The organism is Streptomyces sp. Ag109_G2-15, assembly GCF_900215565.1.
Taxonomy (GTDB): Bacteria; Actinomycetota; Actinomycetes; order Streptomycetales; family Streptomycetaceae; genus Streptomyces; species Streptomyces diastatochromogenes.
Genome location: NZ_OCNI01000001.1, coordinates 2,611,384 through 2,626,500, shown reverse-complemented (window position 1 = coordinate 2,626,500; position 15,117 = coordinate 2,611,384). Strand labels below are relative to the sequence as shown.

At 69.1% G+C, this 15,117-nt stretch carries 19 protein-coding genes; 13 read left to right on the top strand and 6 right to left on the bottom strand.

The features are described from left to right. Positions 1 to 17 precede the first annotated feature (17 nt). Complete coding sequence (locus CRP49_RS11530; RefSeq protein WP_097253292.1) at positions 18 to 872, bottom strand: diacylglycerol kinase; 855 nt, start codon at positions 870 to 872, stop codon at positions 18 to 20. 197 nt (positions 873 to 1,069) lie between these two features. Here CRP49_RS11530 and CRP49_RS11525 point away from each other — a divergent pair, with 197 nt between their 5' ends. From CRP49_RS11525 to CRP49_RS11485, 9 genes are all read left to right on the top strand, one after another. Further along, on the top strand, positions 1,070 to 2,353 hold the full coding sequence (locus CRP49_RS11525) for an adenylosuccinate synthase (protein WP_097253291.1): 1,284 nt from the start codon (positions 1,070 to 1,072) through the stop codon (positions 2,351 to 2,353). A gap of 232 nt (positions 2,354 to 2,585) precedes the next feature. Further along, positions 2,586 to 2,777, top strand: a complete 192-nt coding sequence (locus tag CRP49_RS11520) for a hypothetical protein (protein WP_143669980.1) — start codon at positions 2,586 to 2,588, stop codon at positions 2,775 to 2,777. Between the two features lie 86 nt (positions 2,778 to 2,863). Next, positions 2,864 to 3,076, top strand: a complete 213-nt coding sequence (locus tag CRP49_RS11515) for a hypothetical protein (protein ID WP_097253289.1) — start codon at positions 2,864 to 2,866, stop codon at positions 3,074 to 3,076. Between the two features lie 138 nt (positions 3,077 to 3,214). Further along, positions 3,215 to 3,838, top strand: coding sequence for a DUF6230 family protein (locus tag CRP49_RS11510; RefSeq protein WP_097253288.1), 624 nt, complete (start codon positions 3,215 to 3,217; stop codon positions 3,836 to 3,838). Beyond that, on the top strand, positions 3,829 to 4,323 hold the full coding sequence (locus tag CRP49_RS11505; protein ID WP_097253287.1) for a DUF6114 domain-containing protein: 495 nt from the start codon (positions 3,829 to 3,831) through the stop codon (positions 4,321 to 4,323). Before CRP49_RS11510 ends, CRP49_RS11505 begins: the two co-directional genes overlap by 10 nt. A gap of 130 nt (positions 4,324 to 4,453) precedes the next feature. After that, positions 4,454 to 6,277 (top strand): bifunctional UDP-sugar hydrolase/5'-nucleotidase, encoded by a 1,824-nt coding sequence (locus CRP49_RS11500; RefSeq protein WP_097253286.1) that lies wholly within the window; start codon positions 4,454 to 4,456, stop codon positions 6,275 to 6,277. 84 nt (positions 6,278 to 6,361) lie between these two features. After that, positions 6,362 to 6,826, top strand: a complete 465-nt coding sequence (locus tag CRP49_RS11495; protein ID WP_097253285.1) for a hypothetical protein — start codon at positions 6,362 to 6,364, stop codon at positions 6,824 to 6,826. A gap of 128 nt (positions 6,827 to 6,954) precedes the next feature. Next, positions 6,955 to 7,560 carry a hypothetical protein gene (locus tag CRP49_RS11490; protein ID WP_097253284.1) on the top strand — a complete coding sequence of 202 codons (606 nt, stop codon included), beginning with the start codon at positions 6,955 to 6,957 and terminating at the stop codon, positions 7,558 to 7,560. A gap of 12 nt (positions 7,561 to 7,572) precedes the next feature. Further along, positions 7,573 to 8,346 (top strand): hypothetical protein, encoded by a 774-nt coding sequence (locus CRP49_RS11485; RefSeq protein WP_097253283.1) that lies wholly within the window; start codon positions 7,573 to 7,575, stop codon positions 8,344 to 8,346. On the opposite strand, the gene CRP49_RS11480 is transcribed toward CRP49_RS11485, so the two are convergent. Then, positions 8,289 to 8,510 (bottom strand): DUF397 domain-containing protein, encoded by a 222-nt coding sequence (locus CRP49_RS11480; protein ID WP_097253282.1) that lies wholly within the window; start codon positions 8,508 to 8,510, stop codon positions 8,289 to 8,291. The two genes, CRP49_RS11485 and CRP49_RS11480, sit on opposite strands and share 58 nt — an antisense overlap. Beyond that, a complete protein-coding gene (locus CRP49_RS11475) occupies positions 8,507 to 9,349 on the bottom strand; it encodes a helix-turn-helix transcriptional regulator (protein ID WP_097253281.1) in 843 nt (280 codons plus the stop codon). Before CRP49_RS11475 ends, CRP49_RS11480 begins: the two co-directional genes overlap by 4 nt. Before the next feature lie 124 nt (positions 9,350 to 9,473). On the opposite strand from CRP49_RS11475, the gene CRP49_RS11470 reads away from it, so the two are divergent. The 4 genes from CRP49_RS11470 (at position 9,474) to CRP49_RS11460 (ending at position 12,119) form a co-directional block, all read left to right on the top strand. After that, a complete protein-coding gene (locus tag CRP49_RS11470) occupies positions 9,474 to 9,881 on the top strand; it encodes a hypothetical protein (protein WP_097253280.1) in 408 nt (135 codons plus the stop codon). Positions 9,882 to 9,972: 91 nt separating this feature from the next. Further along, complete coding sequence (locus tag CRP49_RS11465; RefSeq protein ID WP_097253279.1) at positions 9,973 to 10,938, top strand: helix-turn-helix domain-containing protein; 966 nt, start codon at positions 9,973 to 9,975, stop codon at positions 10,936 to 10,938. Positions 10,939 to 10,948: 10 nt separating this feature from the next. Next, positions 10,949 to 11,119, top strand: coding sequence for a hypothetical protein (locus tag CRP49_RS46790; RefSeq protein ID WP_179851585.1), 171 nt, complete (start codon positions 10,949 to 10,951; stop codon positions 11,117 to 11,119). A 1-nt stretch (position 11,120) separates the two neighbouring features. Further along, complete coding sequence (locus CRP49_RS11460) at positions 11,121 to 12,119, top strand: peptidoglycan-binding protein (protein WP_097253278.1); 999 nt, start codon at positions 11,121 to 11,123, stop codon at positions 12,117 to 12,119. A gap of 26 nt (positions 12,120 to 12,145) precedes the next feature. On the opposite strand, the gene CRP49_RS11455 is transcribed toward CRP49_RS11460, so the two are convergent. The 3 genes from CRP49_RS11455 to CRP49_RS11445 form a co-directional block, all read right to left on the bottom strand. Beyond that, the gene (locus tag CRP49_RS11455; protein WP_097253277.1) at positions 12,146 to 12,796 is read right to left on the bottom strand and encodes a hypothetical protein; all 651 of its coding nucleotides are present in this window, start codon (positions 12,794 to 12,796) and stop codon (positions 12,146 to 12,148) included. A gap of 148 nt (positions 12,797 to 12,944) precedes the next feature. Further along, positions 12,945 to 13,640 carry a GntR family transcriptional regulator gene (locus CRP49_RS11450; RefSeq protein ID WP_097253276.1) on the bottom strand — a complete coding sequence of 232 codons (696 nt, stop codon included), beginning with the start codon at positions 13,638 to 13,640 and terminating at the stop codon, positions 12,945 to 12,947. Between the two features lie 111 nt (positions 13,641 to 13,751). Then, positions 13,752 to 15,107, bottom strand: a complete 1,356-nt coding sequence (locus tag CRP49_RS11445; protein ID WP_097253275.1) for an aspartate aminotransferase family protein — start codon at positions 15,105 to 15,107, stop codon at positions 13,752 to 13,754. Between the last annotated feature and the right edge of the window lie 10 nt (positions 15,108 to 15,117).

Below are 15,117 nucleotides of genomic sequence, written 5' to 3'. Positions count from 1 at the left end.
TTTAGAGGCCTGTCGGCTCAGGCGTGGGCGGGCAGCGTCAGCGCCCAGGCCGCCTCGCGTACGGTCCACGTCCGGCGTCGTACGGGCCCCGAGACCTGCGCGTCGGCCCGGTAGCGGAAGTCCGACCCGATCACCGTCACCGTGCGGCCACGGGCCAGCAGCGGGGTCGCCTCGGCGCCCAGCGACAGCGGCCGGACCTCCACGTCGGCGATCCCGCAGGAGCCGGGCGTCACCGACACGGCCTCCACCGGCTGGTCCAGGTCGACCACCGTCGCCCCGTCGACCTCCACCCGGAGCCGGGCGGGGCCCGGGGCCGGTACGGCCGAGAGGCGGGCCGGGCGGGGGGCCAGGGTGCGCACCAGGGAGCGGTACGTCGTCCGCAGCCAGGGACGCCCCGAGGCGGCGCCCACCGGCTCGACGGCGGCCGCCGCCCGCACCGGGGCCGACGGGATGCCCAGCGTGCCCAGGACCACCCCGTCGCTGTCGTCCACGAGCAGGTCCAGGCGCCGCTCCGCCCCGTCCAGCACGGCCCGCGCGGCCGCCACCGCACCGGCGGGCACGCCGAGGGACTCCGCCAGGGCCGCACCACCGACCGGCACCACCGACAGCGCACATCCGGCCAGCTCGCGGTGGCGGTGCAGCAGGGTCACCGCGCGGACCAGCGCCCGGTCGTCGCCGACCACGACCGGGCGCCGGGACCCTCGCCGGCCGAGCGCCCGGGCGAATTCCTCGGGGCTGTCCGGCAGACACACCTTGGTGGTCGCACCCGCGCTGAGCACGTCTTTCGCGATCCGGACGGACTCCCCGTCCGTCTGCGGGGCCGCCGGATCGATGATCACCAGCAGCTGATCGGACGTCGCGAAAGTCGCCACCTCGGTCCTGCCTCGCTTCCTCGGGTAGCATCTTTGTGCAAGAGCCCCTTGCGCTATTGCGCCAGGGGCTTCGTCTATTCCGGGGCATCCGGTCCGACGGTTGTGCGACCAAAGGCGGTCGCGGTGGTACGCGGCGGTGAACCTTACGCCCCTGCCCCCGACCTTGGACATGCCCCGCCCGGAAGGGGTGTACGCGCGTGCCCGCACTTGTGCTGCTCGGTGCTCAGTGGGGTGACGAAGGCAAGGGGAAGGCCACCGACCTGCTCGGTGGCTCGGTGGACTATGTAGTGCGCTACCAGGGCGGCAACAACGCCGGCCACACGGTGGTAGTGGGCGACCAGAAGTATGCACTCCACCTTCTCCCTTCCGGAATCCTCTCTCCCGGTTGTACGCCGGTCATCGGCAACGGTGTCGTCGTCGACCCGTCGGTCCTGCTCTCCGAGCTGAGCGGTCTGAACGAGCGTGGCGTCGACACGTCCAAGCTCCTGATCAGCGGTAACGCGCACATCATCACGCCGTACAACGTGACCGTCGACAAGGTGACGGAACGCTTCCTCGGCAAGCGCAAGATCGGTACGACCGGCCGCGGCATCGGCCCGACCTACGCGGACAAGATCAACCGCGTCGGCATCCGGGTCCAGGACCTGTACGACGAGTCGATCCTTCTGCAGAAGGTCGAAGCCGCCCTCGACGTCAAGAACCAGCTCCTGACCAAGCTGTACAACCGGCGCGCGATCGCCGCCGACCAGGTCGTCGAGGAGTTGCTGGGCTACGCCGAGCAGATCAAGCCGTACGTCACCGACACCGTGCTGGTCCTCAACCAGGCGCTGGAGGACGACAAGGTCGTGCTGTTCGAGGGCGGTCAGGGCACCCTGCTCGACATCGACCACGGCACGTACCCCTTCGTCACCTCCTCGAACCCGACTGCGGGCGGTGCCTGCACCGGCGCCGGCGTGGGCCCGACGAAGATCAGCCGCGTGATCGGCATCCTCAAGGCCTACACGACCCGTGTCGGCGCCGGCCCGTTCCCGACCGAACTCTTCGACGAGGACGGCGAGGCGCTGCGCCGGATCGGCGGCGAGCGGGGTGTCACCACCGGCCGTGACCGGCGCTGCGGCTGGTTCGACGCGGTCATCGCCCGCTACGCGACCCGCGTGAACGGCCTGACCGACTTCTTCCTCACCAAGCTGGACGTGCTCACCGGCTGGGAGCAGATCCCGGTCTGCGTGGCGTACGAGATCGATGGCAAGCGCGTCGAGGAGCTGCCGTACTCGCAGTCCGACTTCCACCACGCGAAGCCGGTCTACGAGACCCTGCCGGGCTGGTCCGAGGACATCACCAAGGCGAAGTCCTTCTCCGACCTGCCGAAGAACGCCCAGAACTACGTCAAGGCGCTGGAGGAGATGTCCGGCGCCCCGATCTCCGCGATCGGCGTGGGCCCGGGCCGGGACGAGACCATCGAGATCAACTCGTTCCTGTAGGCAACCGCATGGCCTGTGGCCCCCGTCGGACGCTGTCCGGCGGGGGCCATGTTTTGGGCATTCAGGTCACATTTCGTGATTTCTCCGTGACGCACGGTACGGCTCTCTTCGCACGCGACATCCAGTCGCAGCGAAAGAGAACTACCAGTGCTTCAACAACGGTGGCAATCACCCCAAGGCAAGAAACAAGCAGACCACCGAAACCCCGCAGATCACCTCTGGCGTGTTCCCCGTGCGCAACGGTCAGACCACCGGGAGCCTGACCCTGAGCCCGCCCGGACCGGGTAGCTTCAGCTGCCCGTCGGGACAGACGCGGTTCCTGCAGAGCGTGAAGTACGAGAACACCATCGTCACCGATCAGGGCGGTGCCTCGTTGCTCGCTACACCCGAACCGATCTCGGCCACCCTCCACATCCCGGTCTGACCGGCTGCGACACCAGAACCGCCAGCCGATCCGCCCCCAGGCGTGATCGGCGGGCGGTCCTGCGTTCCGCGCGGTGCAATCGGAGTATGAGCAACCACCGGACGGTGCGGTGCCGGGGGCCGTACGGGGGTGAGGGGGCGCAGTCCGTCGGTACGGGCTGCTCCGACCCCGCCGTGTTCGAGGTCGCCCGGTACGACCTGCCGTCGCTGCCGGTGTGCCCGATCCATCTCGGGCCCTCGCTGCTGGTGGCGAGCAGGGTGCTGTGGCCGCCGGAGATCCGGCTCATCGGCCGCCCCTGACACGTGCGTCACCCGTACGGCGGGCCCGGCGTGTGGCCGGTTGCTGCGGCTGGAAGCCTAGGATCCGGCACTGGAGCAGGGGAAATGTCCGCCTTGTCGGGTTGAAGATTGATCCCCTCCATGACCGAAGGAGCCGGGATGTCGCACCGCGTCGGCAGGACCCACTGGCGACGCTTCGCGGCGGTCCTGGTGCCCGGCGTCGCGGCCTGCGCAACCCTCGGCATCGTCATGGGAGAGGGGGCACTGGCGGCGTCGTTCCTCATTTCCGGCAAGAGGTTCCAGGTCACCGCGGACACGCTGACCTCTCGCGGACTCAGCAGCTACGGCATGGTGGACGTGACCAAGCGGGGCGAGCTGGTGCCGGTCCAGGTCGTCGGATCCCGGCGCGCGACGATCAGCGGGCTGTGCCAGTCCGTACTGATCGACGTCCCGGTGCTGGGCCCGCAGACTCTGAAGATCACCGGCGGGAACGAACGCCCGGTCCAGGCGTCGAACCTGTTCCTCGACACGACGTCCCAGTCGGCCGGGGAGGCGGATTTCCGGAACTTCGACATGGGTATCGCGCAAGGCGAGATCACCAAGGGACCGGTCAATCCGGGCGACAGGGACTCGCGCTTCTTCGACCCCAGCGGCTTCGGGCAGCAGGCCACGTCGGTCACCCTGACCGACGTCCACGTGACCGCGGTCGCGCTCACCGCCGGTACGTTCAACGTCCCCGGCCTGCGCGTGCGGATCGAGCAGGGCCGCCACGAATGCTCCTGACCCCTGGGCGGGGCGAAACCGCCGAACGCCCCCGTATCCGCGCGGCAGCGGCGCACGCACGCCGCAGGTTCCGCGCCTGGCGTGGTGAACGCCCCTTCTGGGCCGGGCTCTTCACCCTGGCGGCGGGGCTGCCCATCCTGTACTGGCCGTACGTGAACCTGGACATCGGCGCCATTCCGCTGGCCATGTCGACCACCCCCGGTGCCGGGTCCCTGGTCATCGGAGTCCTGCTCATCACCCTGGGGCTCAGCCTCTGGTACCAACCCCACCTTCGCCTGTTCTCCGGGATCGCCACCCTCCTGCTCGCCCTCGCCTCCTTGCCCGTCGCGAACCTCGGTGGCCTCTTTTTCGGCGTGTTCACCGGCCTGATCGGCGGCTCCCTGGCCTGTTCCTGGATTCCGCCCGCCGCCGACGAACCGCCGGCAGCGGAGCCGAACCACGCGTCCACGGCTGTTCCGGCAGGAGACGACCGAGGCGGCAACTGACCCATCCTTGACCTGGACATGGCCTGTTCCTGGTTCCCGCCACTGGCGGGCGCGAGCACGATCTACGCGGGTAGCCCCCGCACGGTACGCCCCTCTGCTCGCGTCAACCCCAGCCTCTCGGGAGCCTGTCATGCCCGCCCAGCCGCTCAACCGCCGTACCTTCCTGCAGAAGTCGGCCGTCACCGGCGCCGCCGTCGCCGCCGCGGGTGCGGTCGGCACCGGCACCGCCGAGGCCGCGGAAGCCGGTCACCAGCCCGAAAAGACGCCCCGCACCTGGTCGTTCTCCATCCTGGGCACCACCGACCTGCACAGCCACGTCTTCGACTGGGACTACTACAAGGACGCCGCCTACACCGACAAGGCGGGCAACTCCGTGGGCGTGGCCCGGGTGGCCACCCTCATCAAGCAGCAGCGCGAGGCGAAGGGCGAGCACCGCGTGCTGCTCGTCGACGCCGGCGACATCATCCAGGGGACCTCGCTCGCCTACTACTTCGCGCGCGTCGACCCGATCACGGGCACCGACGGCAAGCGCGGCCCCAAGCACCCGATGGCCGTCGCCATGAACGCCATGCGGTACGACGCGGCCGCCCTCGGCAACCACGAGTTCAACTACGGCATCGACACGCTGCGCAAGTTCGAGAGCCAGTGTCACTTCCCGCTGCTCGGCGCCAACGCCCTGGACGCGAAGACCCTTCGGCCCGCCTTCCAGCCCTACACCGTGAAGCGGATCTGTGTGCCGGGCGCCCCGGACATCAAGGTCGGCATCCTGGGCCTCACCAACCCCGGTATCGCGCTGTGGGACAAGGACAACGTCAGCGGGAAGATGGTCTTCCCCGGCCTGGTCGAGCAGGCGAAGAAGTACGTGCCCCGGCTGCGCGCGCTCGGCTGTGACGTCGTCTTCCTGACCGACCACTCGGGCCTCGACGGCTCCTCCTCCTACGGCGACGAACTCCCCTACGTGGAGAACGCCTCCAACCTCGTCGCCCAGCAGGTGCCCGGCATCGACGCGATCCTCGTCGGCCACACCCACGTCGAGGTCCCGTCGTACACGGTGAAGAACGAGGAGACCGGCGAGGACGTCCTGCTCTCCGAGCCGTACTGCTGGGGCTACCGCCTGAGCGTCTTCGACTTCGAGCTGGAACTGCACCACGGCCAGTGGAAGGTCACGAGCAAGACGGCGCAGACCCTCAACCCCAACACGGTGGACGAGGACCCGGAGATCAAGAAGCTCCTGGAGGCCGACCACGAGCTGGTCGTGAAGTACGTCAACACGGCGGTCGGCACCTGCACCGCGGACCTCTCGGCGGCCGAGTCCTGCTGGAAGGACGTGCCGATCATGGACTTCATCCACAAGGTGCAGATGGACAGCGTGAAGGCGGGACTTTCGACGGCGGACGCGGCGCTCCCGCTCATCTCCGTCGCCGCGCCCTTCAGCCGCACGGCCGACATCCCCCAGGGCAGCGTGACCATCAAGGACATCGCCGGGCTCTACATCTACGACAACACCCTGTACGGCAAGAAGCTGACGGGTGCCCAGCTCAAGGAGTACCTGGAGTACGGGGCGAAGTACTACTACCAGGTCCCGGCCGGCACGAAGGTGGACACGGCCACGCTCACGAACGCCAACAAGTTCTGGGACTACATGTACGACACGGCGGCGGGCGTCGACTACGAGATCGACATCGCGCAGGCGGAGGGTTCGCGCATCAAGAACCTGAGCTACAACGGCGCCCCGGTCGCCGACGACCAGGTCTTCGTCGTGGCGGTCAACAACTACCGGGCGAACGGCGGTTCCGGTTACCCGCACATCGCCTCGGCGCCGATCGCCTACAGCTCCACCAACGAGATACGTCAGCTGATGATCGACTACGTGACGGCGAAGAAGACGCTCGACCCGGCGGACTTCGCGGTCACCAACTGGAAGCTGACGCAGGCCGGAACTCCGGTGTTCTGAGATGAACGTTTGATCGCTGGTCGGCGTCGTAGTGGTGTTCCGTGCTGAAGACGTTCACCGCACACCACGAAGGAGACCGATCCAGTGACCCGGATCCGAACTGCCGTCATCGGTCTGGCCGTTGGAACCCTCGCCCTCTCCGCCTGTGGTGGTGAGGGGCCGGCCGAGGGGGACCGCGGCCAGACCGCCGCCGAGTGGGTCGCCTGTTCCACGACGATGGTCATCGGCGATGTGGCCTCGGTCAGCCCGTCCACCCGGCACAAGGGGCACATCTCGGTGACGGTCGAGGCCACGGAATGGCTCAAACCGGCCCAGGGGGACCGCCGGATCACCCTCGACGTCGTCGACCCGGGCGTGACGGACGCGCAGCGGAAGGTGCAGCCCGGGCAGCATCTGCTCATCGCCGTCCCCGAGCGCGCGAGTCTGGAGCCGGGGGTCTACCAGGGCGACCAGCTGCAGCTGGAGCGGCGCCGGATCAAGAAGGCCCTGAAGGCTGCCGAGACCACCAAGTGCCCTTCCCCGTGGGCAAGTTCGGGTTCAGGTTCCTGATGTTCCGCATGTGAATGTTGCTTGCGTCGGTTGATCGCCCGATGACCTAATGGGCATGCACCTGGCAACTTTCAACGGGGGAAACATTGACGCGTGCCACTCTTCGCCATGCCGGTCGGGCAGCCGGCGTGATCGCCTTTGCCGTAGGAGCCCTGTTCGCCACGGCTCCGTCCAGCCCCGCCGACGACGCCGACGCCGAAGCGGCGCGGGCCGTCGACAACATGATCCCGACCAGCCACTACGACGTGCCGTGTCGCAAGGGCATTCTCTGCCAGACCGACAACGCCACCCTCACGTACTACATGGACTCCGGCGGCAGCAACGCGCTGGAGTCCGACGACAAGGCCACCGTCAGGGACGTGCTGAACAGCCAGTACGCGCCCACCGACCTGTCGGTCAGCTACGACTCGACGCCCTCCTGGTCCGGTGACGCCGAGACGGACATCTACTACAGCGAGGGAACCGTCTCCGGCAGTGACAACGGCTTCACCTACTGCGAGAACCCCGCCTCGGGCGTCTACAAGTGCGACCAGCAGTACGTGAAGATCGAGCCGGGCCACTGGTCCTCCGGTCTGGTCTGCCACGAGACCGGGCACGCCGTCGGCTTCGTCCACGGTGAGGACGCCTCTCCCGTCGTGGGCATGCAGGACTCCCGCCTGGGCTGCATGAAGAAGTCCGTCGGCTCGGAAGGGCTCGGCAGCAACCAGGTGCGCAACATCAACAACACGTACTGACGGGGGCCCAGGATGAAGAGAAGGACAGGTATCGCCGTCGGTACGACCGCCGCGCTCGCCGTGACCGCGTTGTCCGTGGTCGCCGCGACGTACGGCGGGTCCGCCGACCATGACCAGGCCAAGGACCAGGCCAAGGACCAGGGGGTCATCCTCGCCGAGGGGAACGACCGCTACCCGTCCAGGACCGCCCAGGACTGGGTGACGTACGCCGACCACGCCGTCGTCGTCACCGCCCTCGACGACCAGGCGGTCGAGCCGGACACCAGCGACCCCGACAACCCCGAGGGCGGCTCCGGCCCGATCATGCGGAAGGTCACGCTACGGGTCGACAAGGTCCTCTGGTCCAAGGACAAGCCCGCGCACGCGGCGCCCTCCACCTTCGAGTGGGACGCCTTCGGGTGGCACCAGACCGAGGACGGCCAGCGCGTGGAGATGTCCGGGGCGCACGAGCCCCGCATCGAGCCCGGCCACACCTATGTCATGGCCCTCCAGTGGCAGGCGCCCCGCTGCCCGGCCGGAGACGAACCGATCCCCGGCGAGTGGCGAGGCCTGGGGGGCGAGTCCACGATCCCCTACGACCACGAGGTGCTGGGGCAGGGCGAGTTCGAGGGCGAGACCCAGAGCGGGGCCTCCGCCGAGGAGTCCGCCCTCCCCTCGGCCGACCCCAACTATGCGCTCCGCGACGAGCTGGCGGGCGAGAAGGCGGACGCGCTGGCCGCCAAGCTCAGTCAGGCGACGCCGGGTACGCCCGAGTCGGCGGAGCCTGCCGCCGACCCCTGCGAGTGACCTAGGAACGCGGTCCAGGCTGTGGGGGAGACCGACAGCCTGGGCCCGTCGGGGTTCTTGGAGTCCCGGATGTGGATGGTGTGGGGGCAGGGGGCTATTTCGATGCAATCGCCGCCACTGTCGTTGCTGTAGCTCGACTTGAACCACCGCAGGGTGCTCGTCATGTCCGCTCTTCTCCTGCCAGCTTCTGGATAAGGCTTAGCGAGTCGTCCCGGCTCAGAGCCTGTGTGCGGATCTTCGCATACCGGTGCGTGAGGTGAGCGACCTTTGCGGGATCGCTGACCAGCACGCTCTCGTCTTCGATCTCCATGTAGACCACGTGGTGATGTTCCTTCGTCACCACCAGCACCATGTCGCCTCGCGTGCCCGCGTGTCCGCCTCTCAACCCGCGTTCCATGGGCATCACTTGGATGCTGACGTTGTCCCGCTCCGCGTCCTCCGCGAGCGAGCGCAGCTGGTCCTGCAGCACTTCCCAGCCGCCGATCGGCCGACGAAGCGCTGACTCGTCCAGGATCAGCTCGATCATGGGCGTGGGATCCGTACGGTCCAGCAACGCCCGGCGAGCAATACGCGCCTCGACCAGCTCCTCCACCTTGGCGTCAGGGAGCTTGGGAAACCCGCCACCGATGAGTGCGCGGGCGTATTCCGGGGTTTGAAAGCGGCCGTCGATCACGTACGTCTGGTACGACGACAACGAGACCGCCTCCCGCTCCATCAGCGCGAAGTTCTTGAACTGCGGCGGGTACTTGTCGAGAAGGATGAACTTCCGTGCCTTCTCGAAGATCCCCAGTCCGCCCCCGATTTCCTTCTCCAACGCCACCAGCATCTTGTCGCTGGCGGGCTGCGCACAAGTCTCCATCGCGCTGATTGCGGACGCCGTGTAGCCGATCCGCTTGCCCAACTCCTCCTGAGTCAGGCCGTGCTGCTCACGCAGTGCTTTCGCCAAAGCGGCAACGAGAAGTGCCGTGCCGCCTGCCTCCACCTTGTTCTCCGCCCGCGCCATGCGGTCACCCCCGGACTCAACCGAACTCAACCGGTCATCGGCACTCCGCGTCGACTCTCGACCGTTGCGAAGGGTCGACAGAGAGTTATGGAAGAAGGTAGCGCCCGCCACTGACACTGGCCCCATGAATACGCAAAGTGACCCCACCCTTGAATGGATTCCCGCCACCGGCATCCAACTCCGCAAGGCAGGGGTCCAATTCGACGCGGTGCGGCTCGACGGGGACCACGGGCGCGAGGTCGCCGACAGGCTGGCTCGGATGACCGGCGGCGATCCGGGACCGGTGGTGGAGTCCGGCAGCGGGCGGCGCTGTGTCTACTTCCTCGTCGCGGCCGGAAGTACCGCCCGCCACAGCTGGCCGGAAGACGTCACCCGGCTGACGAGCGGCCCGTACCGGATCAGCTTCATCCCGATCCCCGCCCTCGAAGGCCAGACGTGGCCCCTCACCTGGCGCTATCCGCCCACCGCCCCCGACCGCCTCGTACACACCCTGCTGCTGCGCACCGCGCTCCGGGCGGATGCCCAACCCTGACCGCTCTGCGGCAAGCCGACGATGATCCGGGGCGACCGGCTGGTATTCCTGGCCTCTGCGTATTTGATCTTTCCAAGGGGGACAGAGGCTCGTGGAAGCATGGGCTCAGGCGTTGGGCGGACTGTACGAGAGACCGGGCGACGCCCGGACCGATCAGGGGGAGCAGCCCGGGGGAACGGTAAGGGAGTTGGGTTCCGTCCGGCTGTTTGCCGTAAGAGGGCCCGCCGCAGAGGTGCGGGGGGACGGGCGAGTGGCCGGCTGGCACCTCGTGCTGGTGCAGGACGGGGAACTGGAGCTGGAGCAGGCAGGGCGGATCGCGCGGATCGAAGCGGGCGGGTTCGTGCTGCTCGACTCGGGGCGGCCGTTCCGCATACGGCTGGCCGGGGCGTCGAACACGGTGCTCGCGACGCGTCTGGCGGGTCGCCCGCAGCCGCATGACGGTCTCGTGGCACGGGAGTTGGGCCGTCGGCCCGGGCCGGCCCAGCTCGTGGCGGGGTTTCTCGCCGGTCTGGCGGCGGACACCGCCCCGTACCGGCCCGGTGACGAACTGCGGCTCGGTGCCGTGGTGTCCGACCTGGTCGCGCTCCTCCTCGACGAGGGGCTCGGTGACTCGGCACTGCTTCCGCGCATCCAGGCGTACATCGTGCAGCGCCTGGGAGAGGAAGGGCTCACGCCGGACCGGGTCGCCGCGGCGCACCACATCTCCACCCGCTATCTGCACCGGCTCTTCCAGCGTCAGGGACTCACCGTCGCGTCATGGATCAAGGGCCAGCGGCTGGAGCGGTGCCGGCGCGACCTGGCCGATCCGGGGCTGCGTCACCTGCCCGTCCATGTGGTCGCGGCGCGGTGGGGGTTCGCGCAGGCGGCCGATTTCAGCCGGGCGTTCCGTGCCGCCTACGGGACCACGCCGACGCGTTTTCGCGCGGGTGTTTCCGGGGTGTGGGGACGCCACCTGCCAAGAAACTGTGCGCGCAGTGCCAACGACGTGCGCGTACCGGCACAGCAGACTCATGGACATGACGAGGTACGGCGGATCGTGCCTGTCTCTGCACATTAGGGGGAACTCCATGCCTGAGAACGGAGCGCAGCTCGCTGCTGCGGCCGGCGCCAAGCCCGTCGAACCACGCGGCGGCGCCGGAATCTTCGACGTCGACCCGGACCAGTCCGGCGTGAGCCAGGACCCGAACGTCATCGTCAAGGGCGACATCGACGCTCTCCCCGAGAACGGGGAGGCGTGACATGGGGTCTGTAGACGGAATGCTCGCGCAGATGCGCAGCCTGCTGGGCACCGCGGAGTACCCGCCCGGCTCGAACCACAACAAGATCACCGAGTGGTACGGCATGAATGACGCCTGGTGCGACATGACGGTCAGCTACGCCGCCGCCCACTCGGACAACCTGGCCGCGATCGGCGGCAAGTTCGCGTACACCGTCGCCCACGCGCAGTCGTTCCAGTCGCGGGGCCTGTGGCACTACGGGACCGGCGGCATACGCTCGGGCGACGTCGTCTTCTTCGACTGGAGCGGCAGCCAGTCCATCGGCGCCATCGACCACGTCGGTGTCGTCGAGGCGGTGCACTCCGATGGCACCATCACCACCATCGAGGGCAACACCAGCGACCAGTGCATGCGGCGGCTGCGCAACTCCAGCACCATCGTCGGCTACGGCCGCCCCAGCTACGGCGACGCCAGCCCGCTGCCCGCCTCGGACGGCATCCTGCGCAAGGGTTCCACGGGCGACGCGGTCAAGACGCTCCAGCAGAACCTGAACACGGTCATGGGGTCCGGGCTGGACGTCGACGGCGACTTCGGGCCGGCCACCGACACGGCGGTGCGTGCCTTCCAGGCGAAGTACGGCCTCACGGTCGACGGTGAGTACGGGCCGGCCTCGGCGGCGGCGATGGAGGCCGCGCTCAAGGGCGGCACCAAGCCGCAGCCGCCCACCCCGCGTCCGCCGTCCGGCGGCCAGCTGGAGGTCGACGGAGACTTCGGGCCCGCGACCTGTTCCGCGCTGCAGCGCGCGCTCAACCAGCACGGCGCGAAGCTGTCCGTGGACGGTGGCTTCGGGCCGCAGACGAAGAAGGCGCTCCAGAGCTACCTGGGGGTGACCGCGGACGGCGTGGTCGGCCCGAACACGGTCCGAGCCCTGCAGAAGAAGGTCGGCTCTGGCGTCGACGGCCAGTGGGGTCCCGACACCACCCGGCATCTGCAGCAGGCGCTCAACGCGGGCACCTTCTGATCGTCGGCTGCTGATCGTCGGCGTCGTCAGCTGAACACGATCATCGACCCCTGTGCCAGGGACCGCGTCGCCGCCGCGTGCAGGCCGAGCCACACGTGGCGCTCGCGGGCGAAGGGGCTGGGGTCGTAGGGCGCCGGTACCGCGGGCTCCTCCAACTCGGTGGGGCCCGACGGCGGTGCCGGCGCCGTCGGCGGGTTGGCCGGGTCGATGCCGATCGTCGGGGCAACGAGTTCCAGCTCCCTGAGCAGGGCCTGGGAGGAGCCCAACGGGCCGCCTCCGGCGAGGAGTTCGTCGCTGGACAGCGGGCTCGGGAAGTCGACCGGGACGTAGGCGCCCGCGTGGTCGTAGTGCCACACCAGGTGGGACTGCTGGGCCGTCGACTCGAACATCTCCAGCAGCTGCTCGTAGTCGCCGCCCAGTTCGTCCACCGGGGTCACCGGCAGCCCGCACACCTGGAGCAGATAGGCCCGGCGCAGGAAGTGCAGCGCGTCGTAGTCGAATCCGGCCACCGGGGCGACCTCGCCGGACAGGCCCGGCATGTACTGGTACACCGGCACCGGCGGGAGACCGGCCGCGGCCAGCGCGTTGTTGTAGTGCGCGAGTTCCTCGGCGAACGGGTTGTCCGGGGTGTGGCACAACACGTCGACGAGCGGGACCAGCCACAGGTCACAGGCCAAAGGACAGCTCCTAGTGTGGGTCGATCACAGGCCGCACCCCGCGGGCAGGGCGGTCAGGGAAGGGTAATCGCTACGGGTCATGTCGAGGCCCCCTGGTGCGACTTCTACCCTCGGTACGGCTTGTTCGCACAGCACGGGACCCGGCTGATCAGGCCTGCTCGGCCAGGCGCTCGATGAGGGCGAGGGCGTGGGTGTTGGCCGCGGCCACGATGGCGCGGGCCGCTTCCGCGTCGCGGCGGGCCAGGGCGTCGACCAGGTCGGTGTGGCCGGCCCACAGGTGGTTGCGCACGTCGGGGAGGCGGCGCAGGTGCTGGACCGCGCAGACCCAGGACTGGACCCGCAGCCGGTGCAGGAAGTCGGCCAGGTAGGGGTTGCCGAACAGGCCGCTCAGTTCGCGCCAGAAGCGCAGGTCGTAGCCGATCAGCACAGTGAGGTCACCGGCGGCCGCGGCCCGCTGGGCCTCCTCGCCGCGCCGGCGGACCGCCGCCAGCGCCGCCGCCGTTCGTGGGTCCTCGACGGCGGTGAAGGCCGGGTGGTGGGTGCTGAGGGCCCGGAACATACCGTCGGTGACCAGACCGCGGGCCTCGATCATGCCCCGGTAGTCGGCCAGCGAGTACTCGGGGACGCGGAAGCCGCGGTGCTGGTCGGCCTCCAGGATGCCCTGCGCGGACAGGTCGACCAGCGCCTCGCGGACCGGGGTCGCCGAGACGCCGTACTGGTCGGCGATCTCCTTGACGGTGACCGCCCGGCCCGGCTGCAGACGCCCCGCCAGCACCTCGTCACGCAGCGCGTCCGCGATCTGCTGGCGCAGAGTGCTGCGCGTCACGGCACCGTTGCCGGGCATCGTCCGGGCCTCTCCTCACACGTATGGGTGACGTACTCGTACGTACTCGCACTCTCTTACGAGCACGTCACCTTACGCGTTCGGGCTCCCGGGGCGGCAGCTGCGGTTCCGTTACACCGTGTGCTCGTCGGCGACGCTCAGCGCCGCGTCCAGGGCCGCCAGGCCCTCCTTCAGCTCGGCCTCGGTGACGTTGCAGGGCGGGACGATGTGGGTCCGGTTCATGTTGATGAAGGGCCACAGTCCGTGCTGCTTGGCGGCGGCGCCGAACGCGGCCATGGGGGCGTTCGCCTCGCCGGCCGCGTTGTAGGGCACCAGCGGCTCCCGGGTCTCCCGGTCCTTCACCAGGTCCAGCGCCCAGAACATGCCGACGCCACGGACCTCGCCGACGCTCGGGTGCCGCTCGGCCAGCTCGGCCAGGGCGGGGCCGACGACGCTCTCGCCGAGCCGCTTGGCGTTCTCCACGACGCCCTCCTCCGCCATCACGTTGATCGTGGCGACGGCGGCGGCGCAGGCCAGCGGGTGGCCGGAGTAGGTGAGCCCGCCCGGGTACGGCCGCTTGCCGAAGGTCTCCGCGATCTTCTCCGAAATCGCCACACCGCCGAGGGGCACGTAACCCGAGTTCACGCCCTTGGCGAAGGTCATCAGGTCCGGGACGACACCGAACAGGTCCGCCGCGAACCACTCACCGGTCCGCCCGAACCCGGACATGACCTCGTCCAGGATGAAGACGATCCCGTACTTGTCGCAGATCTCCCGGACCCCGGCCAGGTAGCCCGGCGGCGGGACCATGATCCCGGCGGTGCCGGGCACGGTCTCCAGGATGATCGCCGCGACCGTACCCGGCCCCTCGAACGCGATCGTCGTCTCCAGGTGCTCCAGGGCCCGCGCGGTCTCCTGCTCCTCCGTCTCCGCGTAGAAGCGGGAGCGGTACAGGAAGGGCGCCCAGAAGTGGACGACACCGGCGCCGGCGCTGTCGGAGGCCCAGCGGCGCGGGTCACCGGTGATGTTGATCGCCTGCTGGGTGCCGCCGTGGTACGAGCGGTACGCCGAGAGCACCTTCGGTCGGCCCGTGTGCAGCCGGGCCATGCGCACCGCGTGCTCGACGGCGTCCGCGCCGCCGTTGGTGAAGAAGATCTTGTCCAGGTCGCCGGGGGTCCGCTCGGCGATCAGCCGGGCCGCCTCCGAGCGCGCCTCGACCGCGAACGCGGGCGCGAACGTCGTCATCGTCGCCGCCTGCTCCTGGATCGCGGCGACGACCTTGGGGTGCTGGTAGCCGATGTTGGTGAAGACGAGTCCGCTGGTGAAGTCCAGGTACCGCTTGCCGTCGTAGTCCCAGAAGTACGACCCCTCGGCGCCGGCGACGGCGAGCGGGTCGATGAGGTCCTGGGCGGACCAGGAGTGGAAAACGTGGGCACGGTCCGCGGCCTTCACCGCGGCGCCGGCTTCGGGGCTGAGCTGAGGGGTCATGCGGGCGAGC

What these genes read in the sequence shown, in the direction of transcription:
- CRP49_RS11470 (WP_097253280.1), top strand. Translation starts at nt 9,474, where the DNA reads ATGAATACGCAAAGTGACCCCACCCTTGAATGGATTCCCGCCACCGGC.
- CRP49_RS11500 (WP_097253286.1), top strand. Translation starts at nt 4,454, where the DNA reads ATGCCCGCCCAGCCGCTCAACCGCCGTACCTTCCTGCAGAAGTCGGCC.
- CRP49_RS11480 (WP_097253282.1), bottom strand. Translation starts at nt 8,510, where the DNA reads ATGACGAGCACCCTGCGGTGGTTCAAGTCGAGCTACAGCAACGACAGT.
- CRP49_RS11510 (WP_097253288.1), top strand. Translation starts at nt 3,215, where the DNA reads ATGTCGCACCGCGTCGGCAGGACCCACTGGCGACGCTTCGCGGCGGTC.
- CRP49_RS46790 (WP_179851585.1), top strand. Translation starts at nt 10,949, where the DNA reads ATGCCTGAGAACGGAGCGCAGCTCGCTGCTGCGGCCGGCGCCAAGCCC.
- CRP49_RS11475 (WP_097253281.1), bottom strand. Translation starts at nt 9,349, where the DNA reads ATGGCGCGGGCGGAGAACAAGGTGGAGGCAGGCGGCACGGCACTTCTC.
- CRP49_RS11460 (WP_097253278.1), top strand. Translation starts at nt 11,121, where the DNA reads ATGGGGTCTGTAGACGGAATGCTCGCGCAGATGCGCAGCCTGCTGGGC.
- CRP49_RS11515 (WP_097253289.1), top strand. Translation starts at nt 2,864, where the DNA reads ATGAGCAACCACCGGACGGTGCGGTGCCGGGGGCCGTACGGGGGTGAG.
- CRP49_RS11445 (WP_097253275.1), bottom strand. Translation starts at nt 15,107, where the DNA reads ATGACCCCTCAGCTCAGCCCCGAAGCCGGCGCCGCGGTGAAGGCCGCG.
- CRP49_RS11485 (WP_097253283.1), top strand. Translation starts at nt 7,573, where the DNA reads ATGAAGAGAAGGACAGGTATCGCCGTCGGTACGACCGCCGCGCTCGCC.
- CRP49_RS11450 (WP_097253276.1), bottom strand. Translation starts at nt 13,640, where the DNA reads ATGCCCGGCAACGGTGCCGTGACGCGCAGCACTCTGCGCCAGCAGATC.
- CRP49_RS11505 (WP_097253287.1), top strand. Translation starts at nt 3,829, where the DNA reads ATGCTCCTGACCCCTGGGCGGGGCGAAACCGCCGAACGCCCCCGTATC.